At 67.6% G+C, this 25,398-nt stretch carries 22 protein-coding genes, 1 tRNA gene and 2 pseudogenes; 14 read left to right on the top strand and 11 right to left on the bottom strand.

Annotated features, from left to right (window positions below):
* Nucleotides 1-374: pseudogene (locus tag AB0M36_RS35555) on the bottom strand (IS110 family transposase); the annotation flags it as partial.
* A 51-nt stretch (nt 375-425) separates the two neighbouring features.
* Nucleotides 426-703, bottom strand: a pseudogene (locus tag AB0M36_RS35550) (transposase); the annotation flags it as partial.
* Between the two features lie 444 nt (nt 704-1,147).
* On the opposite strand from AB0M36_RS35550, the gene AB0M36_RS35545 reads away from it, so the two are divergent.
* A complete protein-coding gene (locus tag AB0M36_RS35545) occupies nt 1,148-2,089 on the top strand; it encodes a phage Gp37/Gp68 family protein (RefSeq protein ID WP_364166767.1) in 942 nt (313 codons plus the stop codon).
* A gap of 3 nt (nt 2,090-2,092) precedes the next feature.
* Here the strand turns inward: AB0M36_RS35545 and tcmP are convergent, their stop codons facing one another.
* Nucleotides 2,093-3,079, bottom strand: a complete 987-nt coding sequence (tcmP, locus tag AB0M36_RS35540) for a three-Cys-motif partner protein TcmP (protein WP_364166765.1) — start codon at nt 3,077-3,079, stop codon at nt 2,093-2,095.
* 192 nt (nt 3,080-3,271) lie between these two features.
* Between tcmP and AB0M36_RS35535 the strand changes: the two genes are divergently transcribed.
* Both AB0M36_RS35535 and AB0M36_RS35530 read left to right on the top strand, forming a co-directional pair.
* Complete coding sequence (locus AB0M36_RS35535; RefSeq protein ID WP_364166763.1) at nt 3,272-3,811, top strand: DUF4240 domain-containing protein; 540 nt, start codon at nt 3,272-3,274, stop codon at nt 3,809-3,811.
* Between the two features lie 192 nt (nt 3,812-4,003).
* Nucleotides 4,004-4,351 carry a hypothetical protein gene (locus AB0M36_RS35530; RefSeq protein ID WP_364166762.1) on the top strand — a complete coding sequence of 116 codons (348 nt, stop codon included), beginning with the start codon at nt 4,004-4,006 and terminating at the stop codon, nt 4,349-4,351.
* Between the two features lie 206 nt (nt 4,352-4,557).
* Here the strand turns inward: AB0M36_RS35530 and AB0M36_RS35525 are convergent, their stop codons facing one another.
* Complete coding sequence (locus AB0M36_RS35525) at nt 4,558-5,079, bottom strand: HAD domain-containing protein (protein ID WP_364166760.1); 522 nt, start codon at nt 5,077-5,079, stop codon at nt 4,558-4,560.
* A 461-nt stretch (nt 5,080-5,540) separates the two neighbouring features.
* On the opposite strand from AB0M36_RS35525, the gene AB0M36_RS35520 reads away from it, so the two are divergent.
* Together AB0M36_RS35520 and AB0M36_RS35515 are read left to right on the top strand one after the other, a co-directional pair.
* Complete coding sequence (locus tag AB0M36_RS35520; protein WP_364166773.1) at nt 5,541-6,521, top strand: IS110 family transposase; 981 nt, start codon at nt 5,541-5,543, stop codon at nt 6,519-6,521.
* Between the two features lie 122 nt (nt 6,522-6,643).
* Nucleotides 6,644-7,648: a hypothetical protein gene (locus AB0M36_RS35515; protein ID WP_364166758.1), complete on the top strand. Its 1,005-nt coding sequence runs from the start codon at nt 6,644-6,646 to the stop codon at nt 7,646-7,648.
* A 272-nt stretch (nt 7,649-7,920) separates the two neighbouring features.
* Here AB0M36_RS35515 and AB0M36_RS35510 read toward each other — a convergent pair whose 3' ends face one another.
* The 4 genes from AB0M36_RS35510 to AB0M36_RS35495 all read right to left on the bottom strand — a co-directional run bounded on the left by AB0M36_RS35510 (nt 7,921) and on the right by AB0M36_RS35495 (nt 9,921).
* Nucleotides 7,921-8,649 carry a site-specific integrase gene (locus tag AB0M36_RS35510; protein ID WP_364166757.1) on the bottom strand — a complete coding sequence of 243 codons (729 nt, stop codon included), beginning with the start codon at nt 8,647-8,649 and terminating at the stop codon, nt 7,921-7,923.
* Nucleotides 8,650-8,690: 41 nt separating this feature from the next.
* A complete protein-coding gene (locus AB0M36_RS35505) occupies nt 8,691-8,897 on the bottom strand; it encodes a hypothetical protein (RefSeq protein WP_364166771.1) in 207 nt (68 codons plus the stop codon).
* A 587-nt stretch (nt 8,898-9,484) separates the two neighbouring features.
* Nucleotides 9,485-9,556: transfer RNA gene (locus tag AB0M36_RS35500), tRNA-Lys, on the bottom strand.
* Between the two features lie 218 nt (nt 9,557-9,774).
* Nucleotides 9,775-9,921, bottom strand: coding sequence for a hypothetical protein (locus AB0M36_RS35495; RefSeq protein WP_364166755.1), 147 nt, complete (start codon nt 9,919-9,921; stop codon nt 9,775-9,777).
* Nucleotides 9,922-10,073: 152 nt separating this feature from the next.
* Between AB0M36_RS35495 and AB0M36_RS35490 the strand changes: the two genes are divergently transcribed.
* Nucleotides 10,074-10,757: a hypothetical protein gene (locus AB0M36_RS35490; protein WP_364166754.1), complete on the top strand. Its 684-nt coding sequence runs from the start codon at nt 10,074-10,076 to the stop codon at nt 10,755-10,757.
* Nucleotides 10,758-10,775: 18 nt separating this feature from the next.
* Here the strand turns inward: AB0M36_RS35490 and AB0M36_RS35485 are convergent, their stop codons facing one another.
* A complete protein-coding gene (locus AB0M36_RS35485) occupies nt 10,776-11,501 on the bottom strand; it encodes a hypothetical protein (RefSeq protein WP_364166752.1) in 726 nt (241 codons plus the stop codon).
* A 1,652-nt stretch (nt 11,502-13,153) separates the two neighbouring features.
* Between AB0M36_RS35485 and AB0M36_RS35480 the strand changes: the two genes are divergently transcribed.
* The 7 genes from AB0M36_RS35480 (at nt 13,154) to AB0M36_RS35450 (ending at nt 22,251) form a co-directional block, all read left to right on the top strand.
* Nucleotides 13,154-15,277: a BTAD domain-containing putative transcriptional regulator gene (locus AB0M36_RS35480; RefSeq protein WP_364166750.1), complete on the top strand. Its 2,124-nt coding sequence runs from the start codon at nt 13,154-13,156 to the stop codon at nt 15,275-15,277.
* The gene (locus AB0M36_RS35475; protein WP_364166749.1) at nt 15,274-16,041 is read left to right on the top strand and encodes an alpha/beta fold hydrolase; all 768 of its coding nucleotides are present in this window, start codon (nt 15,274-15,276) and stop codon (nt 16,039-16,041) included. The genes AB0M36_RS35480 and AB0M36_RS35475 overlap by 4 nt, the downstream gene beginning before the upstream one ends.
* Nucleotides 16,042-16,248: 207 nt before the next feature.
* Nucleotides 16,249-17,469 carry a 4-nitrotryptophan synthase gene (gene txtE / locus AB0M36_RS35470; RefSeq protein WP_364166747.1) on the top strand — a complete coding sequence of 407 codons (1,221 nt, stop codon included), beginning with the start codon at nt 16,249-16,251 and terminating at the stop codon, nt 17,467-17,469.
* 99 nt (nt 17,470-17,568) lie between these two features.
* Nucleotides 17,569-18,759: a nitric oxide synthase oxygenase gene (locus tag AB0M36_RS35465; RefSeq protein ID WP_364166744.1), complete on the top strand. Its 1,191-nt coding sequence runs from the start codon at nt 17,569-17,571 to the stop codon at nt 18,757-18,759.
* A 68-nt stretch (nt 18,760-18,827) separates the two neighbouring features.
* The gene (locus AB0M36_RS35460) at nt 18,828-20,363 is read left to right on the top strand and encodes a tryptophan halogenase family protein (RefSeq protein ID WP_364166742.1); all 1,536 of its coding nucleotides are present in this window, start codon (nt 18,828-18,830) and stop codon (nt 20,361-20,363) included.
* Nucleotides 20,364-20,371: 8 nt separating this feature from the next.
* A complete protein-coding gene (locus AB0M36_RS35455; RefSeq protein WP_364166740.1) occupies nt 20,372-20,905 on the top strand; it encodes a flavin reductase family protein in 534 nt (177 codons plus the stop codon).
* Complete coding sequence (locus AB0M36_RS35450) at nt 20,902-22,251, top strand: cation:proton antiporter (RefSeq protein WP_364166738.1); 1,350 nt, start codon at nt 20,902-20,904, stop codon at nt 22,249-22,251. Before AB0M36_RS35455 ends, AB0M36_RS35450 begins: the two co-directional genes overlap by 4 nt.
* Nucleotides 22,252-22,342: 91 nt before the next feature.
* Here AB0M36_RS35450 and AB0M36_RS35445 read toward each other — a convergent pair whose 3' ends face one another.
* Both AB0M36_RS35445 and AB0M36_RS35440 read right to left on the bottom strand, forming a co-directional pair.
* Nucleotides 22,343-23,503, bottom strand: coding sequence for an acyltransferase (locus AB0M36_RS35445; protein ID WP_364166736.1), 1,161 nt, complete (start codon nt 23,501-23,503; stop codon nt 22,343-22,345).
* Entirely contained in the window at nt 23,500-24,546 is a 1,047-nt protein-coding gene (locus AB0M36_RS35440) for an alpha/beta hydrolase (protein WP_364166734.1), read from the bottom strand. Before AB0M36_RS35440 ends, AB0M36_RS35445 begins: the two co-directional genes overlap by 4 nt.
* Nucleotides 24,547-24,777: 231 nt before the next feature.
* Here AB0M36_RS35440 and AB0M36_RS35435 point away from each other — a divergent pair, with 231 nt between their 5' ends.
* Nucleotides 24,778-25,383, top strand: a complete 606-nt coding sequence (locus AB0M36_RS35435) for a hypothetical protein (RefSeq protein ID WP_364166732.1) — start codon at nt 24,778-24,780, stop codon at nt 25,381-25,383.
* Nucleotides 25,384-25,398: the final 15 nt, after the last annotated feature.

Raw genomic sequence — 25,398 nt, 5'->3', positions numbered from 1 at the left:
AACTCGGCCCCCAGCAGAGGGCCGACGCCGGGCATGCTCGTGATGATCTCTGCGAGGTCGTGGGCGCGGAAGCGGTCCTCGATGAGCCGGTCGATCTGCGCGATCTTCTCGTTCAACGCTCGCACGTCCGCGGCGAGGGTCTGCACCAGTCGGGCGATGACGGCTTCGCCGGGCACCGTAGTGTGCTGCTGCTCGGCGGCACCGACTGCCGTCGCCGCGAGCTCCTGCGGACTACGCACGCCCCTGCCACGCAGCCAGCGGGTCAGCCGGGCGGTGCCCATGCGGCGGATACCGGCCGGGGTCTGGTAGCCCTCGAGCAGGATCAGTGGGCCGGCGTTGGTGAAGACGAGTGCACGATCCAGTTCGGGGAACATGCCGGTCAGTGCGCCGCGTAAGCGGTTGATGGCCCTGGTCCGGTCGCGGACGAGGTCGGTGCGGCGGCCGGTGAGGACTTTCAGCTCGATGGTGGCCTCATCGGCTTGAAGTCGCGACGGATGCGGGCCTGATCCGCGATCACCAGGGCGTCGCGGGCGTCGGTCTTGCCCTCGCCGCGGTATCCATCGCTGGCCCGGTTGACGACCCGGCCGGGAATGTAGAGAACGTCTTGATCGTGGCTGGTCAGCAAAGCGAGCAGGAGTTGAGTTCCCCCCGGTTTGGCGGAGCTTCCGTCAAAGCGGGGGGAACTCAGGTCGGTCCATTCCATGCCCTGCCAACGAGCCAACGCAGCCACCAATTGCTCGCAAACGCGAATCAACCTGATCGAGGATCAGATGCCCTCTTACGGCCGACGCTTACGCCACCGTGTTCCCCGACCAGGCGAAGGACGCGGTCGAGTCGACAGCGTGGCTCTTACTTAACGCTTTGCCCAGGGTTGACCTCGGCCAGGTGTGAGACCGCGATCGAACGAAGCCGACGTCGGCTGTGTTGAACCCCGCGCTGCAGGTCCTGTCGTTCACCTTGGACGCCGGCTGGTCCCAGTTAGCCTGCGCGGGTCGAGGCCGGCTCGGTACGCACCACCGCCATAGCCGGGTGACGTCTACCGCAGATAGCAGCTACAGACAGTCTTTGAGCAGACCGTCACGAAAGGCTTACACGAAGTAGAACAAATGTTCGATATGCCCTACGCTACGGGAATGGAGACTCGACCATGAGCGACAACACCAGCATCTCCTGGACGGACGCCACCTGGTCGCCAGTCACCGGATGCACGAAAATCTCCGAGGGCTGCACTAACTGCTACATCGATCGCACGCCGCCGTTTCGCATGGCCCATCGCAAGTTCGACGGTCCGGACGTCGGGGCGACCACTGGCGTCAAGCTGCACTTCGAACGGCTCGGTATCCCGCTGTCGTGGCGGAAGCCTCGCATGATCTTCGTGTGCAGCTTGGCCGACCTGTTCCAGGACGAAGTGCCCGATCGGTTCATCGCTGACGTGTTCGCCGTGATGAGCCTCGCCCGGCACCACACCTTCCAGGTGCTGACTAAGCGGCATGCCCGGATCCGGGCGCTGCTCAACTCGCCTCACTTCTGGCTGCTCGTCGACGGCGCTCTCGCCGCCCGCGGGCAGCCCCCGCTGGCCGGTGCCGTCCCGCACCATCTCCCGAACGTATGGATCGGCGTCTCCGCCGAGAACCAGCGATGGGCTGACATCAGGATCCGCGCGCTGCTCGAAACCCCGGCCGCGGTGCACTGGATTTCGGCCGAACCATTGCTCGGCCCCGTCTCGTTGGCGTCGGGCTGGCTACACGGCCCGGCCCGGTTGGCGTGGGTTGTCGTCGGCGGTGAGTCCGGGCCGAAAGCGCGACCGATGGATCCGAACTGGGCACGGGCACTACGCGACCAATGCGTCGGTGCGGGCGTCGGCTTCCACTTCAAACAGTTCGGGGAATGGGCACCGACCGGGCAATACAGCTCCGGTGGCACCGATGCGCGGCAGCAGCTGGTCGGCCCCGTGCTCGACGGGTCGGGGCGCCGCGAGGTGATCGCACGGGTCGGCAAGAAGGCCGCCGGTCGGGTACTGGATGGCCGCACATGGGACGAGCCGCCCACGCCTCACGCGGTGGGCCCCGCCTTGGTGCCGGTCGCGTAGGACTCAGTGAGAGCCGTAGGGCGGGCGGGCTGGTTCCGGCTGGTAGATGCGACCGTTGGCGAGTCGGGTCGCCGTCACCATCTGCTCGCCGACTCCGAACAGGGCGTCTACCCCTTTGCTGCGGGCTCGTTCGTCGCGGCGTAGGACGAGTGCATGTTGGCGCATGTCCTCATGCTCGGTCATGGCCCTGCCATAGAGGTGGCGCATGATCTTGTCGCCGGCCGGATGGTCGGTGGCGAACACCATGTCGTAGATTTCCTGCCCGCCGGTATTCCTCATCGTGAAGCCGTATGTGTTCCGGTAGCCGAGGTCATGTTCCAGGCGCCAGCGGAACAGGTTGACCCACTCGTCGCGAGCCTCGGCAGGGCTGAGTTTGCCGGACCGCGTGTCCCGGACGATGGGGACCCATTGCTCGCTGCCGAGCATCGCGGTGATGGTATCGCCGTAGCGGGCGTTCATGTTGTCGCCGCGAACTTTGAGGCCACGGGGGTACATGCCGGTGGCGAACAGGATCCACATCTCGGCCTTGGTGTACTTCGCCTTGCGGAACTGGGCGATCTGCTGCAGCGTGGCCCATTCGATCTCGGAATCGAACTGGTCGACGAAGGCGAAGGTAGGCGCCCAGTCCAGCTTCTGAAGCCTCAGCTGCTCAAGAGCTTGTGGAACGCTGGTGTTGCAGTCGCCGGGAAAGACCTTGATACCGGACCGGTTCGGGTATTCCCGGCGGATCGCCTGCTCCAGGCGGTCGGCTTTACCTTCGAGCTCGAATAAGCCGATCTTGGTGAATGGGGGTTGCACCTCGATGGCACGCCGGGCGGAACCGAGGATCACTTCGTCGGTCTCGCGGGACTGGTTCTCAGGCCAGCCAGCGAACAGGTCAAGGTAGATCCGCTCTTCGACGTTCTTGGCCGCCTTCCCGAACTCGGCGAGGTAGCTCTCCAAGATCTGCAGCTTGTGCCGAGTCCACCAACCCCACTTCTTCGCAGCCATTCCATCACTCCAGGTGAGACCGCAAGTACGCTCAGCTATCAAAGGCTATGGGACACATCGATAGCAGTAAAGACCGCAGTGTCCAAGCCACGTCGGACTCCGGGGACGGCAGGGGTGGCAGCTCGCCCTGCCCGCGCTGCGCGCACAGACGGCGGCATGACAGCGCGTACAGGGATCTCGTAGGGTCTGCCCGTGGACGAGGCATCCTTCTGGCACCTGGTCGAGGACGCCCGCGCGGAGATCGGCGTAGACACCGAGCGCGTGGCTCAAGCGTTGCTTCGCCGTCTTCGCACGTTGCGGCCAAATGCCATCGAACGGTTCCAGGAGTTGTGGGAACAAGCGCAGGACGAGCTCTACTGCTGGCCGGTCCTCGACGCCGCGACCCTGTTGCTCGGGCCCCTCGACGACGAACTCGCGGTCCAGGACTGGATTGTGTCGCACGGACGGCAAACCATGCGTGACGTACTGGATGACCCGGACAGCCTGGTCGCCTTGGCGTCCGACAGGCACAACGCTCGGATCGATTGGTTCTGCGGCCTTCCCTTGGAGGCGCACATCAGCGCAACCGGGGCTCCATTCGCGGTCGACGGCCTTCCAGGACGGAACGAGCCGTACGGTAGGTCGACCGATCTGACGAACGAAGGCGAGGTACGACGCCGCTTCCCCAGGCTCGCCGGTTACCTGGACGAAAATCGATGGATCCCCCGTCCGTGGGGGCATTCGTCCGGCTGACACCCTGCTTTACCGCAGTAGGTATCCGACTGCTTCTGCCAGCAGTGGACTCTTGGCCTCGTACCCGTGATCGAAGCCGATGGGGCGTTGTGCTCGCAACCGCCAAACGGTCCCACCGGGACGGACCCGCCAGCCAACGCGTTATCGGCGCCAGATCCGGATGCGTCAGGGCAGTACGTCACGATTGGCGTCGTGGGTGCCAGCGATCCGTACACGACCGTCATGGAGCCGACGTTCGTTGCGCGGTTCCTTCTCGATCCCTACGCGGACACCACGCAAACGGTGGCCAACGTCGACGCGTTCGTCGACCTTCCTGATGGCTCCACGTGGGCGCTGACGATTTTCTCCGTTGCCGAGGTTGCGCGCCTGCTGGCACGGTGGAAGGAGACTGGCGAGGTGGCAAATGGCAGCTACTTCTGGGCTGTCGACCAGTTGATCGTGCCAGAGCCGGGCGTAGCGGCAATGACCACGGCAATCCGGGAACTAGTGCGCACCGGAGACATCACGAGCGTCGGTATCCGATGCGACGACCCAGACTGAGTCGCCTCGGGCGGCGCTTGGTGGGGTGCCGGGCCGCGCCGCTTATCAGTACTCGGACTGCGGCCAGAAGAGGACGGCTCGCGCAGCCCGGCCCGGGGCCCGGTGCGCCTGTTGTCGGGACCGGGCGAGTGTCGCATGCCGTCCGTCAAGCCGAGGCGGTTTCCCTGCTCGTGGCCGCGCGGTCAGCGCCATGTGAGTAAACCGGATCATTTCGGTTGGCAGTCCGCGAGCCAGCGACGGATCGATGAGACGTCCGCATCGGTAAGGCCGACGAAAGGGTCAACGCGGTGCACCAGTGCCTTCCCCGGGTGGTTGCCCCTCACCCACCGCCGATCGGCATCCGTCACCTCGTCGTCAATCCAAACGAATGAGCGGCCGGCTGCCCACCGAGTCAGGAACCTCGTTTTCCAATGCAGCCCACGCTCCGGCTCATCGTCAGCATCAGGGAAATCGACGACGGGCAACTCCGGGAGCCCGAGCTGAGGAGAGATGACTTCGTTCGCCTCCGCCATCCACGTCGTCGCCCAGACGAGCTGGCATCCCAGCTCCAATAGCCTGTGGCCGTCCGCCGGGTCGAGCCGGTCAACCAGGGGATTGCCCGAGGCATCGTTCGACAAGCCGACGGCATCGCAAGAAGGACGCCTGCACGAGACCGGTCGGGCACGAAACGGGATCAGCGGCCCATCCACGTCGAGAAAGACCAGCGGGTGGTCAGCATCAGCTGTCACCGCTGTGAACCTACCGCACGGTGAGCCGTGTCGACGGCGTCGCGGGCGCTATCGGCGGCCTACTTATTTACTGGTCGTACGACCGCAGCCCGGCCAGGCTTGGTCGAGGTGACCGGCGGAACGCTCTGTCGGCGGCTGTCCACCGCCCTTTGGTGTGACTCTCATTTGGCGTGCGCCCGCCGGTCACCGCGGCGCGGAGAGGCTCAAGAGGGGTATGCCCAGCTCGAAGTAGCGGTGCCCTCCCGCCGACGCATCGTCGGAACTGGGGAGGAACAACCATGGCCCGAGTCGTCATCGGCGTGGACCCGCATAAGCGCTCCGCGACTATCGAAATCATGAACCACCGTGAGAAGGCCGTCGGCAAGGGCCGCTTCGGCACCGACCGCGACGGCTACCAGGCGATGCTCGCCGCCGGCCGCAAACACAAAGACCGGGTATGAGCGGTCGAAGGCTCCAGCGGCATCGGCCGGCACGTTGCCCAGCGCCTGGTCGCCGACGGCGAAACCGTCCTCGACGTGCCTGCGAAACTCTCGGCCCGTGCCCGGGTATTCGCCACCGGCCAGGGCCGTAAGACCGACCCGGTCGACGCGCATAGCGTCGCCGTGGCCGCGTTGCGGACCGACAACCTGCGTCAGGTCACGGTGGACGACACGACCGTGGCGCTGCGGCTGCTCGTCGACCGCCGGGAACTGCTGGGCCGGACCCGCACCGAGACCGTCAGCCGCCTGCACCACCTGCTGCTCGAGTTGGTGCCGGGTGGGGCGAAGAAGTTCCTGTCGACCCAGCAGGCCCGCGCGTTGCTCAACACCGTGCGGCCGCGTGACGTGGTCGGCAAGACCCGCCGCTGGCTGGCCTCGGAGCTGATCCACGAACTCGCCGTCCTCGACAAGAAGATCAAGATCGCGGACGCGGAGCTCACCGAACTGGTGCAGACCACCGGCAGCACGCTGCAGGAACTCACCGGGATCGGCCCGTGCGGATCAGCTCGTCTGCTCGGTGACATCGGCGACATCAGCCGCTTCGCCAGCCGCGGGCACTTCGCTTCCTGGAACGGCACCGCACCCATCGACGCCTCATCCGGCGACCAGAACCGGCACCGCCTGTCGCGAGCCGGGAACCGGCGCATCAACCGGGTCCTGCACATCATGGCCGTGGTCCAGCTCCGCCGTGACACCGAAGGCCGCCGCTACTACCGGCGCAAACTCGCCGCCGGTAAAACCCCGATGGAAGCGATGCGAGCGTTGAAGCGCCGCCTGTCCGACATCGTCTACCGACGGATGGTGGCCGACGCCAAAGCCGCTACGACGGGCCCGGGAGGACACCTGGGGGCGACTCTGCAATCCAGCGCGGTCGACCTGAACCCCATGGCCGACACTTCGGAGAAGTCACTTCCCGGACCCGCCGGACCCCAGCCTAGAACACCCCTTCGTGCGGGGCATTGACACAGAGGGGTGCCAAATGAGTAGCGTTTGGGGTTAGCAAAGCGAGTTGCTCTGGCGGGTCCCTCCTGGGTATGGGTGGGTGGGCCGAGGATGGCGTCGGACATCCAGGAAGAATGGCCGGAATGAGAGCTGAGCTGCTGCGGCGGACCGTGTGGCATCCGCTCACCGACGAGATGCTTCGGCCCTTGGAGCCCGAGACGATCGTCGTGCAGGTGGAGGGCACGCTGACCGGCCCCGAGTTCGCCCGCCTCAACGATCTGCTGCGCGGCTCACCGACGGTCGCCCTGCGCGTATTCGTCTACTCCGGAGAGCCGGGGCCGTCGTTCGACCTGGACTTCCTCCAGCATCTGCCCGGCCTGCGCGCCCTACATGTCGACTGGCCGGACGTCCGCGATCTACATGGCCTGGCCGCGGTCGCGGACAGCCTGGTGGAACTGCGCCTGGGCATGCCGAAGCGCAAGACCTCATTCGAGCCGCTACGCCAGCTGACCGCCCTGGAGGACCTCGCATGGGTCGAGAACTCCCATATCGACATCGATGCGGTCGCCGCGTTGCCTTCGCTGAGGGAACTCGACCTCGCTCGTGTGCCGCTCGCGGACCTGTTCAGCATGCCGTTCCAAGGCGCGATCGAAGCGCTGTCCGTCTTCGGCCCCATACAGCAGACCCGGCTGGAACTACCGCAGAGCCTGCGGGGGCTGCGCTTCCTGGAGCTAGAGCGCAACACCAAGTTGACCGACGTCGAGGCGGTCGGTGATCTGCGGCACCTCGAGTGTCTTGTCCTGGACCATCTGCCGGCGTTGACCCGCCTGCCCGGATTGGCCCGGCTGTCTCGGCTGGAGCGCCTAGAGCTTCATGGGCTCAAGCGCCTGACAGAGCTGCGCTCCATCCGATCTGCTCCGGCCTTGCGAGAGATAGTGCTGAACCAGTTGCCGGTGCAGGCGCCAGCCGTCATCGAAGCGCTTGTCGGTCTGCCGCTTCGCGGGGCCATCATTGGCCTGGCAAGCCAGAAGCAGGAGGAAGCCGCCAGCAGTCAGCTCCTGCTCCCAGAGTTGCCTGGCTCTAGCCATTGGAGGATTCCGCGGATCCGGCGGCCGACGTCTGAACCCGGCGCAGTTCCTGGATGCTGAATTTGCCGCAGGGAGGAGGTCTTCGACCGGGATAGGTCAACGCGATGCTCTTTTGAGCAGAGACTCCAACGCATTCTCATCGGCATGACAATGCGCGCGACTGTCACAACGACTCGTTCAGCAGTGTCGAGCAGGTCGGCGCAGAGGGCTGATGCGAGCCTGGCGCGCCCTTCGACCCGGCGTAGCGTCTCCGCGTCGAGAGGGTCCCGCCCAGCGCGTGCAAGCGTGGGCATCAACTTACGACCACTGAAGTTGATAGCCACCATGGACTGTCAGGCCTGGGATGCGGCGAGCAAGTTCATGCGGATCTTAGCGTGCGACAGGATCAGCCGCGCGGTGGCCGCTGCGCCCGCGCGGGCGAGTTCCATCAGAACGGTCCAGTATGTGTCAGAGGTAGTGACGGAGCTGGAGTGGCCCAGGTCGTGCTGGATGACCTTCAGCGGCACGTTCGCGGTGCCGGCGAGGCTGGCCGCGCCGTGGCGTAGGTCGTGAAACCGGATCGGTGGCAGGTCGAGCTGTTCAACCAGTTCCGCGAAGCGATGGGTGAGCCAGTCCGGCCGCACCGGGCGCCCGTCAGGGTGGGTGAACAGCGGCCTGCAGGGATTGCCGGTAGGTGTTCCCCGTTGTGCCCAATACCGATTCAGCAGGTCGGTGGTGAACGCGTCGAGGGCGAGCAGCCGCACACCGGCCATCGATTTCGGCGGGCCGGCGTGGTAGACGCCGTCGACGAGGACGATCTGCTCTCGAACGTGCAGGCACTGCCCAGAGATGTCGAGATCTTCACCGCGTAGGGCGGCGACCTCGCCACGGCGCAGGCCGCGCAGCGCGATCAGCCACCACAGCGGGAACAACGGGTCGTCCTGGACGGCTTCGAGGAAGCGGGCAACATGGTGCACGTCCCAGACCGCGACCGTCGGACGCAGCCCGGTCTCCCGCCACAGCGCCTCCCGCTCGGCCGTCCATAGGGCCGCTGTCGGCCGGCCGCCGGCAGGTAGACGCATCCGCCCTATCGGGCCGAGCATGCCTTGTCGGTACGCCTCGTTCAAACAGCTACGCAGCACCGCCCAGATCCGATGGACCGTCCCGGGCTGAGCGGGCGACCACTGCGGGGTACGCGCTGAGCGCAGATAAGGTCGAGTACCCGCTGCACGGTGCGCGCGTCGACGTCCGCAAGCCGAAGCGAGCCCAAATGGGGAATCAGATGTCGGCGGACGATGGACCGATACCCGCGGCCAGATGACGGACGCATGCGCTCCTCCACCACCGACAGCCAGTATTCCAACCAGCGGCGCATCGTCCACGTCTGACGCAACTGCTCCGGCGCAGGCTGATCGAGTGTCGCCGCGAGTTCCCGTTCGGCGATCGCCCGCGAGTCGAACCCACCCCGACGGACCCTGTTCCGCCGCCCGGCAGGGCCAGTGATCTGAAGCGAGAAGTACCAGCGGCCGTGACCACGCCCTCTTTTCAGCAGCGGACACCGGGCACCCCACTGGCGGCCGGTCTCAGCAGACCGGCAACCGCAGCGCCGATACACGCGGCCAGCCACCGCTTCTCTCACCGACTCGTACATCCGCTCACTGTGACTTGATCAAAAACGCGGTAATTCCTACCACCTGCAGCGAAACGAACCAAGCAGACTTCGCCCTGGATTACGGCGAAATCGGACAGGAAGCGAAGGAGGTGATGCTCGTGCAAGTACAACACCAGTGAAGATCAAATCCGCAGGTCGCGGTGCGGATTTGGGGGCTCAGAGGTGAGTCTTGAACGTGACTCACACGTGACTCACGTCGTCCACCAGGGAGTCGAAAGTTGCGAATATCCGCAGGTAGGGGGCAGTGGGCCGCCGGGGACTCGAACCCCGAACCTAAAGATTAAAAGTCTTCAGCTCTGCCATTGAGCTAGCGGCCCGCGACGGCCAGGGTACCTGGACGAAGCACGTAATCCTAAGCGATACCCGCCCGCATGGCGGCGCCACTCAGCTTTCGGGCGGTTGAGCGCCTGTCCAAGGTTTGTGGTGCTCGTGCGGGATGAGCGGCGCTACCGCGCGTGGCAGCAGCGGTCTGCCTCGGGCCGTGCTGTGGAACGCGGGCGAGCGCGTGCGACGAGACCGCCGGCGCGTTGAGGAGCTACGGGGTGGCCACGATGCTTGCGCAGGCCCCGCAACTCACCGTTCCGTGCGCGGAGGCGGGCGACGAGAAAGCCATGGCGGAGGCAACCGCCACGACGGCAAGGCCGATACCTGCCAGCGCCTTGCGGTAGTACGGCAGGAACATTCAGACTCCCGAGCAAGATGGCGTGAATCGATCGACTGGGATCGTAGCCCGCATCATCAAGCGGACGGGCGCCCAACCGTCGGCCCGAGCATCACGATCTGCGGGCAACGGGACAGTGGGCGGTGCCGTCGTTGAACCTGCACAATGCCTCAATGACGAGCCGGCTCCAGCTACGCATAGTGGTTCCCGACCTGCAACACCGTGGCGGCACCGTGCAGGTGCGCCCGGTGATCGACGGGCGGGACATCCTGGAGGTCTTTCCTGAAGGGCCGGGCGCTCAGCCGGAGAAGCTGCTGGCACCGGATGGTCCCCTTACGGCAGCCGCGCAGCCGCACGAAGTGTGTCTCGCGACCGCGAAGTGCACCGAGGAGTGCTGTGGTGCGCTCTACGTGAGCATTCGTCGGGACGGAGACCAGGTCGTGTGGGGAGCATGGCGCAACCCCGACGACGAGGCGCTTGAACTGCCGGAGTTCCGCTTCGATGCTGCCGAGTACGACCGCGAGCTGCGGGATGCCGGGGCGGACACCAGCTGGGAGTGGCCGGCTCGAACGGTGGCCCGTCTGCTCGGACAGCGGCTGCGCGAGGAACCCGGGCTTCTGGCTCGGTGGGACTGCGAACTGCACGCCGTGGTCGCCTGGCCGTGGCAGCGTGACGATGTCACCGTGTTGTTCTTTCACCCAGGTCTACCGGCGGCGGGCGAGAGCTGGCCTTGGCAGCAGTTCAAGCTGAACTTGCCGGTAGGGCATGGCGATCCCGCGGACGAGGTGGCGCGGCTGGTTGATCAACTGGTCACCACGGACCCGCGCCAGGCAGGGCAGAGATGCGGAGGCGGGTGACCGGTCACCGCAGCATGCTCACTGGTCGGCGGTCTCGGACCAGATGACGACTTTGATGATGAAGGCGTTGTCGCGCTGGTTGACCACCTGGAACCAGCCCGGGTGGTTTTCGGAGCTCGTGAAGCAGTACTGGGCGCCGGGGTAGATGAGGGCTCCGGGCATCGTCGGCCGTCCGGAGAGGCGGTAGGTGCGGCAGCGGCCATACGCCCCGCTCTCGTCGCCGGCGCTGGTATCTGAGTGCATGGCGCTGTGCCGGGCGCTCGACGAGAGTGAGTACGACGAGACGGACATGTCGGTGTCGGCGTCCAGCTTGTACTGCTTGCGCGCCTTCCCACCGTCGAGGTCGTAGCCGGTGCCGAAGTCGATGGTGACCACGTCGCTGAACTCGGTGCCGGCGGCCGCCTCCACCGGAGCGATCCCGCCCGGCGGGTCAGAGGTCGGCTGCGGAGAAGGCGGCTGTTGGGTGGCGGCAGTCGTGGCCGGCGGCGCGACGACCTTGGACGTCTCGGCCTTCGGGGAGTCCTGGCTCTTGAGCGCCACCCAGAACGCCGCGACGGTGAAGGCCGTTCCGACCACGGTGGCGAGGCCGACGACGGTCTTGCCGTGCTGCGTCCACCGCCCGGTGCGTGTCGGGGCCGCCGGGTCGTTGCGCCCACCGACGCCGTTGCCGTCGCCCATGATGAACGTCGCGTGGTCGCCGAATACCGGACCGTGGTGCGTGTTTCCGTTCTTCTCCGCCGTCACCGAGTCTCCTCCCACGCGGTTCCGGCGAGTATGCGGTGGCCCACCGGCCTCCCGGACGGGTGACGAACCGAGAAGCCGCAGGTCAGAGGCGCCGATCGGGGGCGCGGCGACGGGGGCGGCCGAAAACCGGCGACAGGTTCACCCCCGTGGATTAGGTCGAACGGGCAGCCGGAAGTCGCGGGTAGGTAGTCGAACAGCCACTGCGCGGCATCGGGCTCGGCCACCTCCAAGAAGACCGGCGAAGCACACCGTTGTATTCACCCGGACGAATCCGGACGTAGCCGGACCCCGCAGGACTGTAGGTCGCTTTTCGGCCGTCTCGGGAATGGCGCCCCTCCTATGGGCTTAAGTCCATAGAAGGGTGACAGAGCGGCGATTTGCATCGCGTTGCCACTGGCTATTTCGACACCGAAGGGCACGGGGTCGGCAACGACCGACTCACGATCGAACCGCGCCGCCTCGGGCGCCCTCACCGGCCCGCCGGGACAAGGACGCGATCCGGAGAGTCGCGCGGCGCGGTGCCTCACGGCCATCGCAACGGCCATCGCAGCGTCCATCGCGACGGCCGTGGCACGCACCTGAGTGGACACGGCCCGCAAACCTAGCACCATCCACAACAGACAACGGCGACCCCGGGCAGCTTATCCAGTTGGTCAGTGAACTCACAGGATCGATCAATCTGCAGTTGACCAGGGATATCGCGCGGCAATCCTTATCACATCGAAGAGCGTCGTGTGATGCATCTCACGCCAGACTTGCACCTTGTTGCACCGGATGGAAGCGTGTTGGGCGTTCCAACGGATGCACGCGTGCCGGCCCAGTGGGCTCCGACCAGATGCATTCATGTGCCGATAATGGCTTTGCTACACGGGGGAAAGCAATTTCTGTGCACATCACCGATGTGCTATCCGCTACTGCGCGGATAGCGAATTCGCATGCCGAACGGGCTCCACTCAGCAGGCTCTTCAGCTCAATGCGTGACGGTCATGCAGCGACCGTGCCGGCCGGCACGGCGGCCGTGGCGGCCGTGCGCGGTAAGCCGGGAGAGCGTTCTCTCACTGCGACGCACGGCGAATCCTTGCTGCTCAGAAGGCTTGCGGACGAACTCCACCGCAGCCTGCGGGCGCTCGGCCACCCAGCTGACCAGCCTGCCCGTGTCGCACCTACGGGCGCCCGCACCAACGACGTCAGCACCCGCGACGCTCTGCGTGTCAATGATGACCACGGTCAACTCCGAGGCCTGCCAGCCGATACAGGCCTGTTCGCACAGCTCGGCAATGCCCCGCTCGTTGAACTGATTGAAGTGGTCGCGGACCGTCTGCCCCGACGGAAAGCCGACCGCAGATACAACCGTTCGTGCCTAGCGGCCGAATCAGCTCGATGATCTCCCAGGAATAACGGCATGCACGAACCGCTCCGCGTATTCGAACGGCTTTCCGCGACGCCGCTGGACCCAAGGCCCGAGACACACGTGGAACGCGCATTTCAGTAAGCCTTGCACGCAAAGACAACCTATCAGCTATCCGACTTGAGAAAGGACAGCGCTGGCGCCGGCTGACGTCCAATATATCTAACACGGGGGAAGAAAAGTGTCGTTGCGTCTTTCTTTACTTGGACCGATAGAGGCACTGGTCGGTGACCGACCAGTGCGAATGGGGGGACGCCGGCAGTGCACCACGCTGGCCGTGCTCGCCCTCACGCCCAACCGGGTCGTCTCCATCGACACGCTGTCGGAGGACATCTGGCAGGGTCGGCCGCCCACCACGGCCCGCACGCAGATCGCGATCTGCGTGGCCGGCATCCGCAAAGCCTTCAAGGAGGCCGGGTGCGACGAGGAGCTCATCCTCACCAGGCAACCCGGTTACATCCTGAGCATCGACGAGTCCGCCATCGATGTCTGCCGGTTCGACGACGGCGTCCTGCAAGCTCGGCAGCTGATCCGCGACAACCGCCCGGCGGACGCTGCCGCCCTGCTCACCAGCTCGTTGGCGCTGTGGCATGGCCCCGCGCTGGACGGCATCTCCGGATACTTCGTCGAGACCGAGGCCGCGCAGATAGCGGAGCGCCGGCTCAGCGCCTACGAGTTGCTCACCGGGCTGCGGCTCGAGATGGGGGAACACAGGCAACTGATCGGCGGCCTCACCGCGCACGTCAACGAGCACCCCTTGCGGGAGAGAGCGCGTGCGCATCTGATGCTCGCCCAGTATCGGTCCGGACACCGGGTCGAGTCGCTACAGACCTTCCACGAGGGACGCAGCCGCTCCATCGACGACTTCGGCATCGAGCCCGGGCCGGAGCTGCAGGATCTGCATCTCGCCATCCTGCGGGACGATCCCGCCCTGCTCGGCAACCGGTCGGCCGATCCACAACCTTCGTCGGGTACGACACCAGCGCAGCTGCCGTTCGACGCCCCGACCATCCTGGCCCGCGAGGACGCCCTGTCCCAACTCGATCAGCTGCTCGACAAGTCCGACACCGACGACGGCGAACTGCCCGCTGTCGGCCTCGTCGTCGGACCGCCCGGCGTCGGCAAGACCAGTCTCGCCGTCCAGTGGGCGCGCCGGTCGGCGGCGCGTTTCCCCGACGGTCAGCTCTTCGCCGAGGTGCACCGATCCCACGGGTCGGAGGGTGCGGTCTCGCTGCGGACACTGCTCAACAGGTTTCTGCGCGATCTCGGCGTGGCACCCGACGCGGTGCCCCACGATCCGGCCGAAGGCCTGACCATGTACCGGGAGCTGCTGCGGCGCCGCCGGATCCTGCTCGTCTTCGACGGAGTGGAGGAGCTGTCGCAGGTGCGGCCGCTCCTGCCGGGAGATGGGCACTCGGTGGTCGTCATGACGGCTCGTCGCGGCCTGCACGAGCTGGATATTTCCCACCGGACCGTACGGGTCGGGCTTCAGCCGCTCTCGGATCGGGATGCGACGACCCTGCTGGGCACCCTCGCCGGGGTGCAACGCTCGGCGCAGGAGCCGGTGCCCCTCAGGCGCCTCGCCGCCCTGTGTGGCCGCCTGCCCATCGCCCTGTCCGTCGCGGGCGCCAAGCTGGCGAGCAAGCCGCATTGGACCGTGCAGAATCTGATGCAACGGATGGTGGACCCGGCCCGACGGCTGGACGAGCTGAGCCACGGCTCGCTCAGCGTCCGCGACAGCTTCGCCTCCGCGTACGAGGCGTTGGACGGCAACATCGCCCGCATGTGCAGGCGGCTGGCGATGCTCGAGACGGAGGACTTCGCGGCCTGGCCCGGCGCGGCGATGCTCGACATCGACGCCGTCAACGCCGAGGACCTCATCGAGGAACTGGTCGACGCCCAACTGCTGACGGTCAGCCGAGGCAGCCGGCCCGGTCGCGTCCGCTTCCGGTTTCCGAGCCTGTTCCGGCTGTACGCGCTGGAGCGGTCCCGGCTGGAGGACGACGACGAGCGCCGCGATGCGTACGAACGCTTCCTGACCTTGTGGCTCGCCCTCGCGAGGGAGGCCCGTCAGCGTTGCGGGCTTGACGGGCTCCGGGCTGTGAAGTCGGTGACGAGCTCCCCGATGCTGGACGGCAATCTGGTCGCTGACCAGTTGCGCGATCCGGCGGCGTGGCTGAAGCGCGAACTGCCGTCGATTCCCGCCCTGGTCCGCCCCGCCGGTGCGCTACGGCTGGACGCGCTCGCCGCCTCCGTCGTCGAACTGGCGCCGGCGCAGGGCCGGGGAGATGTGTCCACAGCAGCAGCGTCCGTCCCTCGTGGAGGTTGCCAGCCGCCCAGCCTCGTCGAAGTCGGGAGAACGATGTGACCAGTCCGATCGAGCCCTGGTTCCGGCGCTTCGGCGCTGCCGTGGCCCACCCCGGCGTCCGGCTCGTCTGCCTGCCGCATGCCGGCGGCGGCGCCAGCCTGTTCCGGTCCTGGCCCCGGCGACTCGCGTCGGACGTCGACCTGCTGGCGGTCCGCTACCCCGGCCGTCAGGACCGGTTCCTGGAGCCGTGCCTCACCTCGATGCCGGAACTGGTGCACCAGCTGGTAGGCGCACTCGAGCCGTTCCTGGAGGATCCGCTGGTGCTGTTCGGCCACAGCATGGGCGCCTCCGTCGCGTACGAAACAGCGCTTTCGTTGCGCCAGCGGCACGACGTGGACGTACGGGCCCTGCTCGTCTCCGGTCAGACGCCACCGCATCGTCCTCGGCGTCGACAGATCCATGCGCTCGACGACGAGGCGCTGCTCGCCGAGCTCAGGGGGCTCGGCCAGCTCGACGTGGGCGCGCTGGAGGACCGGGGCCTGCGGGAACTCGTCATGCCGTCGATCCGGGCCGACCTTCGGCTGGTCGAGACGCATCGCCGGGAGACGCCCGCCGTGCTCGACGTTCCCGTCGTGGCGTACACCGGAACCTCGGATGTGACGACGCCGCTGGCGGATGTGCGGCAGTGGGCGGACGTCACGACCTGCGACTTCACCGTGGTGCCCTTCGACGGCGACCACTTCTATCTGGTCGGCCAGGAGGCGCAGCTTCTCGCCGACATTCAGCGGCGGCTCCACGGGATGCCGGCGGACGCCCGGCGGTGAAACGCACGAGATAACCGCGCGATGCTCCTTCGTGCTGGCACCGCACGCCCGCCAGGCGCCGGGCGGAGACGGGTTCATTCCGGCCAGATAAATCGCTGATAAGGCAGGGATACCCCCTCGCCGTAGCTTCCTCTGCCAGGCGGATCTCATCGCCGCACAAGAAATCTGCCCACGACGATGGCAGGCCTGAGCCGGAGGAGAGCTACGATGGGCGACTCATCCCCCCTTTCGAATCCCGACATCATCCCGGACCCGTATCCGGTCTACGCCGAGCTGGCGGATCGTGACCCGGTGCACTGGTGTGCGGGTCTCGACGGCTGGGCTCTCACCCGGTACGCCGACTGCGCGGCCGCGCTCAAGGACACCCGCCTCAAGGCGGAGCGCATGACCGAGGTGCTCAGCACCAAGTTCGAGGGCCGTTCGCTGGCCAAGGACAACATCTACCACCAGTTCACCAGCAACGTCATGATGTACACCGACGCGCCCAAGCACACCGCGCTGCGCCGGTCGACGCAGTCGGCGTTCACCCGCATCGCCCACGAGCACTACAGCAAGGTGATCGAGGAGGTCGCGGCGGAGCTGGTCGCCTCGATCCCCGCCGGGACGGAATATCTGGACGCGGTTCCGGAGCTGGCCGCCAAGCTGCCGGTCAACGCGGCGGTTCGGGCCTTCGGCGTCCCGCAGGAGGACCTGGCCTTCGTCACCCCGCGGGTGGACGCCCTGATGACGTACTGGTCCGGCCCGCAGGATCAGCCGGTGGAGCTGGATGTGCTGCTGGACAACCTGTCCGACCTGCACACCTACTCGCTGGAGCTGGTGCAGGGCAAGCGTGGCGCGGTCGTCGCCGACACGGTGATCGCCCGGCTCGCGGCGGCGCAGGGCTCGTCGCCCGACGTGTCGCTCGACCAGACCATCCACCAGCTCGTCCTGCTGCTGATCGCGCTGTTCGCGCCGACCACCCCGGGCTCGACCAGCAGCGGCATGCTGGCGTTCGCCACCCACCCGGAGCAGATCGACCGGTACCGCAACGACCCGCGATGTGCCGAGAACGCGACCAACGAGGTGGTCCGGTTCAACGCCTCCAACCAGTTCACCTGGCGGGTGGCCGGCGAGACCCTGGAGATCGACGGCACGAAGATCGAGGAAGGGCAGAACGTCGCGATCTTCCTCGGCGCGGCGAACCGCGACTGGCGGGTGTTCGACCGGCCGGACGTCTTCGACCTGGACCGGCCCAACAGCAACAAGCACCTGACCTTCGGTCTCGGCCCGCACTCCTGCCTGGGCCGGCAGATCGCCTCGCTCGAGCTGAAGTGGTTCTTCGCCAAGCTCTTCGAGCGCTACTCCCGCATCAGCCTGGCCGGCGAGCCGGTCTGGAACCAGAACCTGGAGTTCCGGTCGCTGCGGTCGCTTCCGTTGCGGCTCGCCTGATCGACCCGGTAACGGCACCCGGGCCGTTGCCAGCGCCGGACGGCCCTGCGTCCGGCGCCGGCGGCAGAGCCGGATTACGAGCATCCGTGAGGAACGACGATGCAATCCGAAATCTCCCCCCGGGACGTCTGTCCCCATTCGCTGGCACTGTCGACCGAAGTCATCGATCTCGAGTCGGAGGCCGTCGATTTCCTGAGCCTCTTCCACGCCGAGAATCCCGGTCTCAGCCCGGCGCTGCCCGACCGGGTCGCCGAGGTCCGCGCCGAGATCGCGGCGACCGGCACCTACACGCAGACGTTCGAGGAACTGACGTTCGGCGCCCGGGTGGCCTGGCGCAACGCGTCTCGGTGCATCGGCCGCCTCTACTGGAACAACCTGCAGGTTCGTGATCTGCGACAGGTGCGGTCGGCCGAGGAGATCCACCGAGAGCTCTGTGAGCATCTGCGGCTGGCCACCAACGGCGGGCGGATCCGGCCGATGATCTCCATTTTCGCTCCGGACGCGCCCGGCAGCCCGGCTCCCCGCGTGTGGAACGACCAGCTGGTCCGGTACGCCGGCCACCGCAGTCCGGACGGCGCGGTGATCGGCGACCCTGCCTACCTGGACTTCACCGACCTGGTGCGGTCGATGGGCTGGCAGCCCTCCGGCGGCCCGCACGACCTTCTTCCGCTGGTCATCGAGGCCTCCGGCCGGCGGCCCGAGTTCTTCGAGGTGCCCCGCGACATCGTGCTCGAGGTGCCGCTCACCCATCCGGAGTATCCGTGGTTCGCCGACCTGGGGCTGCGCTGGTACGCGGTGCCGGCCATCGCGAACATGCGGCTGCGGATCGGTGGCCTCGACTATCCGCTCGCGCCGTTCAACGGCTGGTACATGGGCACCGAGATCGGCGCCCGCAACCTCGTCGACGTCGACCGCTACAACCTGCTGCCGGACGTGGCTCAACAGCTGGGCCTGGACACCGGGAGCGAGAGCACGCTGTGGCGCGACCGCGCCCTCGTGGAGATCAATATCGCGGTGCTGCACTCCTTCGAGTCCGCGGGCGTGAAGATCTCCGACCATCACACCGAGTCGCGACGGTTCCTCCTGCACCTGGCGAAGGAGGAGAGCCGGGGCCGGATCGTGCCCGCCGACTGGAGCTGGATCGTCCCGCCGATCTCGGGCGGTATTACGCCGGTGTTCCACCGGTACTACGACGAGGCCGAGCTGAGTCCCGGCTTTCACCTGGATGAGCAGGCCAGCCTGCGGGGTCGTGGCAAGTGCCCGGTCCCGCCGGGTCACACCGCCGGCTAGTTCCGCGGGAAATTCAACCAGGTCGAGCGTGGCCTGGCAGTGAGACGCATTCCAAGGAAGGACCATTCATGATCCGATCCGTAGTCATCGTGGGCGGCGGAACCGCCGGCTGGATGACGGCCAGCTATCTCAAGGCGGCGTTCGCCGACCGCATCGACGTCACGCTCGTCGAGTCCGCGCAGGTGTCACGCATCGGCGTCGGTGAAGCGACTTTCAGCACCGTCCGGCATTTCTTCGACTACCTCGGCCTGGACGAGGCGGACTGGTTGCCCAAGTGCGCCGGTGGCTACAAGTTGGGCATCCGGTTCCAGGATTGGAGCGTCCCCGGCCAGCACTTCTACCACCCGTTCGAGCGGCTGCGGTCCGTGGACGGCTTCTCCCTGGCCGACTGGTGGCTGGAGCTGGGTGATCACAGCCAGCCCTTCGACCGCGAATGTTTCATCACCACGGCCCTGTGCGACGCGAAGCGTTCGCCGCGGATGCTGGGCGGCGCGCTGTTCGCCTCCGGCATCGACGGGTCACTCGGCCGGTCGACGCTCGACGACCAGCGGGCACAGTTCCCCTACGCCTACCACTTCGACGCCGACAAGGTAGCTGCCTACCTGGCCGAGTACGCCGTCCGGCGCGGCGTGCGGCGGGTCATCGACAGCGTGGAGAACGTCCGCCTGAACGAGCGTGGCTTCATCGCGGACATCCGGACCGCCGAGCACGGCGACATCGCGGGCGACCTCTTCATCGACTGCACCGGCTTCCGCGGCCTGCTGATCAACAAGGCGCTAGAAACGACGTTCCTGTCGTTTGAGGACGTGCTGCCGAACAACCGGGCGGTGGCTCTGCGGGTGCCTCGTGCGGACGTGACGCAGATGGAGCCGTACACCACGGCCACCGCGATGAGCGCGGGCTGGATGTGGACGATCCCGCTCTTCGAGCGGAACGGCAACGGCTACGTCTACTCCGACGAGTTCATCAGCCCGGAGGAGGCGGAGCGGGAGCTCCGTGCCGCCGTCGCACCCGGTCGCGACGATCTGCAAGCCAACCACATCCGCATGCGGATCGGTCGTAACACCGACTCCTGGGTGAAGAACTGTGTGGCGATCGGGCTGTCCAGCGCCTTCGTCGAGCCGCTCGAGTCGACCGGCATCTTCTTCATCCAGCATGCGATCGAGCAGCTGGTGAAGCACTTCCCGGACGAGAACTGGAACCCGGCGCTGGCCCGCGACTACAACAACCGCATCAACCGGGCGGTCGACGGGGTCAAGGAATTCCTGGTGTTCCACTACAAGGCCGCCCGGCGCGAGGACACGCCGTACTGGAAGGCGGCGAAGCTGCGGCCGATGCCGGACGGCCTGGCGGAGCGGCTCGACATCGCCGCGAACCGGCTCCTGGACGAGGAGACGATCTACCCGTACTACCACGGGTTCGAGAGCTACTCCTGGAACGCCATGAATCTCGGGCTCGGCGGCCAGCCGCCGGCTTCCCCGGCGCTCAAGCACCTCGACGCCGACGCTGCCCGGGTGGCTCTGACCCAGCTGCAGAAGGAAGCCGACGAGATGGTCGCCACGCTGCCGTCCTGTTACGAATACCTAGCCTCCATCAACGGCTGAGGACGACCATGAGAGTCGTTGCTATACCGCCCGAGTCGACCGCGCAGGACGATCCGGCGGACCATTTCCGGCTGTTCATGAGCTCCTGGTTCACCGGCGTCGCCATCGTCACCTCGGCCGGTGCTGACGACCGGCCACACGGGCTGACCTGCACGTCGCTGTCGAGCGTCGCGCTGGATCCACCCACCCTGCTCGTCTGCCTGCAGGTCGGCAGCGGCACCTTGGCGGCGATACAGGAACGGCGTGCGTTCGTCGTCAACCTGCTGCATCACAGTGGGCAGGCCGCCGCGGAGCGTTTCGCCTCACCGGAACCCGACCGGTTCTCGCACGTCCGTTGGCGGCCCGCGCCGCTCACCGGCCTGCCCTGGCTGGCGCACGATGCCTTCGCCATGGCCGAGTGCCGGGTGACGGACTCGGCGATCGTCGGTGATCACGTGATCATCTGCGGCACGGTCGAGAACGTGGTGGTGGACGACGGCAACCCGTTGCTGTACGGCGCCCGCACGTTCCACACGCCCCGCCAGTCGATCGGCCCCTCATGACCGCGCCCGGAGCGGCTCCCGGCCGCGTCAGGTGGACTTTGCTGCTCGGGCTCGCGGCCCTGGCTGGAGGGCTTCTGGTGGGTGTGTCGGCGGCGATCCGGCAGGGCGACGCGGGGATCACGGTCGATCCGATCACGCGCTTCCTGCTCGCTGTCGCCCTCATCCTGGTCGTCAGTCACGTCCTCGGTGAGCTGATGCGCCGGATCGGGCAGCCACCGGTGCTCGGCGAGATCATCGGCGGGATCATCATCGGCAAGTCCGTCTTCGGTCTCCTGTGGCCGGAGGCCGGAGCCTGGGTGTTCCAGCCCGCGGTGCTGGACAGCCTGAACAAGGTCGCGCAACTGGGCCTGGTCGTGTTCATGTTCCTGCTGGGTTGCGAACTGCGCACCGATCGCATCGAGCGGCGCGGCACCGTCGCGGCCCTGGTGGCGGGTGGAACGATCTTGCCGCTCGTCGCCGGTGTGGGTATCGCGTTCCTCACCCGGTCCCAGTTCCAGGGAACGTCCTCCTCGGCGACCTTTGTCCTCTATTTCGGGCTCGCGCTGGCGATCACGGCCGTGCCGGTGCTCGCCCGGATCCTCGTCGACCTGGAAATGGAGCACACCCGCGTCGGGGTGCTGGCGCTGTCGTCCGCGGCCGCCGCCGACGGAGTGGCCTGGATCCTGCTGACGCTGATCCTGGCCGACCGAAGCGGTTCCATGGCGCAGAGCATCGGCTATGCGGTGGCCCTGGTGGCTTTCATGATGGTGTGTGTGCGTCCGGCGCTGGCAGCGGTGGTGTCGAGGGTCCACGCGGAGCGCCCGCTGATGATGATTCTGGTGACCGGGGCCATCGCCTTCGCCGGCCTGACACAGCTGATGCATCTGCATCCGGTGGTCGGGGCGTTCCTCTTCGGAGTCGCCGTCCCGCGTGACTCGCCGATCATCGAGCGCGTCAGCCAGCAGCTGCAGGGATTCACCCTCATGGTCCTGCTGCCGCTGCTCTTCACCAGCGTCGGGCTCAGCATGTCCATCGGTCTGCTCGGCTCCGATATCGGTCACTGGCTGCTCTTCCTCGCCGTGCTGGCGGTCGCGTTGGTGACCAAGGTCGTCGGCACGTGGGTCGCCGCCCGGGGGGTCGGCCTGCCGCGGCAAGAGGCGCTGCAACTCGGTGCGTTGATGAACTGTCGCGGGGTGACCGAGATCGTCGTCGCCAGCATCGGGCTGCAGGCGGGAGTCATCAACGAACTGGCTTTCACCGTTCTCGTCCTGGTGGCGGTGGTTACCACGGCCGTGACGAAACCGGTCATGCGGCGGTTGCTGAGCGACCGCGACGCGCCGGCCAGCGTCGCCGCGACGACGCACTGAGTAGCGCCGCCGTTGACTGGCCGACCGGGCGTGTGGAGGACGCCCGGCCGGCCGACGCCGGACCGGACCTCGGACGGGGGACCGAGGCCGGTCAACGGCGGCGAGCGGCGCGGTCGGTCCCGAGGGCCTCGACGCGCCGGAAGATCAGCCAGAACAGCGCCAGGACCGCGCCGAACACCGGGAGCCAGAACAGGCGGTCGGCCACCCAGCCGAGCCCGTCCGGTGCCCCGATGAGCCCGGACGGATCGCCCAGCGACACGTGCCCGGCGGCGCTGACGACCAGCAACGCGCTCTGGTGCCAGAGGAATACCGTCATGGCGGACAGGTTGAGCGCGACCACGGTCGCCCACCAGCCCGGCCTCCGCATCAGAGCGGCCAGCCGGTCCCACCAGTGCAGGGCGAGGCCGATCTGCACGAGGGCGAGGGCGACGGCGACCAGCGACGGCGGTGAAAGGTTCGAGCGGTCGTCGCCGGGCACCCCGACCACGCTGGCCGGGTAATGCGCGCCGAGGACCAGGAACGCGCCGGCCAGCGCCCCCGCCACGACCAACGGGAGACCCCACCGGCGGTCGAGGCTGCCGCGGCTCATGGCGACGCCGAGGACGTACGGCACCAGCCAGGCGGTGACCGCGTTGAGGTACGCGACCTCGCCCGGCAGCTCCGGCCAGATCCGGTAGCGCGCGAGGTCGACCACGGCGACCGCGACCAGCGGGCCGAGGGCGGCCGCCGCCCCGAAACGCCGCTCGGCCGCGACGACCAGCGGGGTCAACGGCAGCAGGAGGACAAGGACCCCGACGAACCACAACGGACTGATCATCAGCTTGCTGACGGTGTGCACCGTCCACGGGTCCATCTGTGAGCCGGTCAGCGACGTGTGGACCAGCAGCCACACGCCGAGGAACACCGCGACCGGGGGCAGCAGCCGGCGGATCCGCGACGCGAGCCAGGATCCCGTCGAGCGGCCGGACTCCCGCCACCGGCTCAGCCCTCTGCCGGTCGAGTAGCCCGAAACGAAGAAGAACAGCCCCAGCGTCTGCAGCACCCAGGTGACCGGGATGAACCACGGCATCGAGCTCAGGGGACTGCGCTGATGCAGCGAGCCGTCCGGGTCCACCACGAGCGCGGTGACCATCCAGTGCCCGGTAACCACGCCGATCATCGCCAGGGCGCGCAGCGCGTCGACCGTACGGTCGCGGTAAGCCGGCGTCGCCTCGGCCAGCCGGCGGGTCCAGGACATCTCCGCGACCGTCATCGCGGGTCACCCCCCAGCCCGATCTGCGCCATCGCCCGCAGCGACGACGTACCCGACAGGAAGTAGCCGTCGTGACCGTCCACGTCGCCGCACGGCAGCGAGAGCGCCCCGAAGTCGGGGTCTGCCGGCTGGGTTCCATGGCCGACGCCGAACAGTTGCAGCCCCGGCACCCGCCGCGTCCAGTCGTTCGGCGCGCTGCCCGCCCACACCGTCGCCGCCGTCCGCAGATCCTCGCGGTGGTCGACACCCACTCCCGGGCTGCCGATCGCGACGAGGTCGGTGATCTGCGGGCTCAGGCGCGGTGCGGCCAGCCCGGCGACCGTGGAGCCGTAGCTGTGCCCGATCACCGTGACGGCGAGCCCCGGACGGCCCAGCACGAGCCCGTCGACGAAGCGCTCCAGCGCGATCGCGCCGGCGGCCGCCCGGTCCTCGCGGAACGCGTCGCGGCGTACCCCCTCGGGTGGGTCGTAGCCCAGCCACGCGATCACCGCGACGCGCGCACCGGGCTCGAGCCGAAGCATCTCGGCGTGGAGCTGGCGGGCCTGCCAGGATTGCGCCCGGCGCAGCACGCCGCCGTGGCCGGAGTCGAAGTTCTCCAGGTCGTCGTCGACCCCGGGGACCAGCACGGCGACCCGCTCGGCCGTGGACAGGTCACCGAGAACCTCGGCGACCCGGCCGTCCCCTCGGGTGTCCAGGGCAAGGATCGTCCGGTCGGCCCACGCCGGGCGCTGCACGCGGTTGGCTGCGTAGCGCAGTGCCAGCGGCGCGCCGTCCAGGTTGCCGACCAGCTGCGGGTGGCGCAGCGTGAGCGCGGTCGCGTCGGCCGCGGACAGGCCGGCGAAGAAGCCGGACACCTGCTCGACGGTGGCGGTCACCGGGTCCGGGGGTCGCAGCGGGTCGGCCGTCCACCCGGTCAGGTTGGTGGGCGGCATGGCCTGGGTCGGCTCGGTGGTGCCGAAGAGCCACGCGCCGGGCACACCGACGGCCGCGGCGACGATCGCCGACGCCACGATTCCGACCAGCCGACGAGGCCTGCTGAGCACTCCCCCGCTCCCCTTTCCTGGTGTTCCGGTGATGCCAGCTGAAAGTACGGGACGGGGTGTTACGGCGTCGTCAATCCGCAGCGGGACTCCTCCCGTAGTACTTCGGAGCTAGGGGTTTCGAGAATCTACACCGCCGCCCGCGTTTTCCCTGCATATGTGGGGTGCGGTCGCATGGTACTCAAGCGTGACGACACCCGCGGTCCCGCTTCCTAGAGTCGAAACCAGGCCCGTATGGGCAAGGCTGGAGGCTGGTATGCGACCGCGTTGCGTGGCAATGCCGACCGACGGGATGACGGCGCCGCCGTGCTGACCGCCCTGCTGAGCGCGGCCGGCGTCGGTCTTTTATCCGCGTACGTGCCTTTGCTGCCGGCCGAGCCCTACGTGGTCGCGGCCGCGGCCACGGCCCCGGAGTACGCGATCGCCCTCGGCGCCTCGGCGGCGGTCGGTCAGACAGCGGGCAAGCTCGTGCTGTTCTACGCCGCCCGGGGCGCGTCGAGCCGGCTGATGCCGAAGTGGGTGCTCCGCCGGGTCAGCGCCGCGGCGTTGGCTGCCAAGCGCCGCGGCTCCTCCACCGGCGGTGGAACGGCCGCGCGGTGGGGCGCCGCGGTGACGAACCGGGTGCGACGCGTCCTGGACGCGGCACGCTCACCGTGGCGAGCGGCGCTGGTCGTCCTCGTCAGCGCGTTCGCCGGCCTCCCGCCGCTGCTGTTCACGACCATGTACGCCGGTCGCACCCAAATGCCGGCCGGCGCCTTCGCGGTGCTCTGCCTCACGGGCCGCACCGCGCGGCTCATCATGCTCGCTTCATCCCTGGAATGGGTCCTGCGATGCCGATGAGCAGCGCGCCCGCCT

The sequence above is a fragment of the Actinoplanes sp. NPDC051346 genome, from assembly GCF_040682215.1.
Lineage (GTDB): Bacteria > Actinomycetota > Actinomycetes > Mycobacteriales > Micromonosporaceae > Actinoplanes.
The sequence above is the reverse complement of the archived record's forward strand: the minus strand, read 5'-3'. Positions and strand labels throughout refer to the sequence as shown.

Excerpts from the sequence above, each read along its gene's own strand:
- AB0M36_RS35450 (WP_364166738.1), top strand. The coding sequence starts at position 20,902 with ATGACCGCGCCCGGAGCGGCTCCCGGCCGCGTCAGGTGGACTTTGCTG.
- txtE (WP_364166747.1), top strand. The coding sequence starts at position 16,249 with ATGGGCGACTCATCCCCCCTTTCGAATCCCGACATCATCCCGGACCCG.
- AB0M36_RS35465 (WP_364166744.1), top strand. The coding sequence starts at position 17,569 with ATGCAATCCGAAATCTCCCCCCGGGACGTCTGTCCCCATTCGCTGGCA.
- AB0M36_RS35490 (WP_364166754.1), top strand. The coding sequence starts at position 10,074 with ATGACGAGCCGGCTCCAGCTACGCATAGTGGTTCCCGACCTGCAACAC.
- AB0M36_RS35505 (WP_364166771.1), bottom strand. The coding sequence starts at position 8,897 with ATGCGTCCGTCATCTGGCCGCGGGTATCGGTCCATCGTCCGCCGACAT.
- tcmP (WP_364166765.1), bottom strand. The coding sequence starts at position 3,079 with ATGGCTGCGAAGAAGTGGGGTTGGTGGACTCGGCACAAGCTGCAGATC.
- AB0M36_RS35495 (WP_364166755.1), bottom strand. The coding sequence starts at position 9,921 with ATGTTCCTGCCGTACTACCGCAAGGCGCTGGCAGGTATCGGCCTTGCC.
- AB0M36_RS35480 (WP_364166750.1), top strand. The coding sequence starts at position 13,154 with ATGGGGGGACGCCGGCAGTGCACCACGCTGGCCGTGCTCGCCCTCACG.
- AB0M36_RS35455 (WP_364166740.1), top strand. The coding sequence starts at position 20,372 with ATGAGAGTCGTTGCTATACCGCCCGAGTCGACCGCGCAGGACGATCCG.
- AB0M36_RS35515 (WP_364166758.1), top strand. The coding sequence starts at position 6,644 with ATGAGAGCTGAGCTGCTGCGGCGGACCGTGTGGCATCCGCTCACCGAC.
- AB0M36_RS35510 (WP_364166757.1), bottom strand. The coding sequence starts at position 8,649 with ATGCGTCTACCTGCCGGCGGCCGGCCGACAGCGGCCCTATGGACGGCC.
- AB0M36_RS35460 (WP_364166742.1), top strand. The coding sequence starts at position 18,828 with ATGATCCGATCCGTAGTCATCGTGGGCGGCGGAACCGCCGGCTGGATG.
- AB0M36_RS35435 (WP_364166732.1), top strand. The coding sequence starts at position 24,778 with ATGGGCAAGGCTGGAGGCTGGTATGCGACCGCGTTGCGTGGCAATGCC.
- AB0M36_RS35445 (WP_364166736.1), bottom strand. The coding sequence starts at position 23,503 with ATGACGGTCGCGGAGATGTCCTGGACCCGCCGGCTGGCCGAGGCGACG.
- AB0M36_RS35545 (WP_364166767.1), top strand. The coding sequence starts at position 1,148 with ATGAGCGACAACACCAGCATCTCCTGGACGGACGCCACCTGGTCGCCA.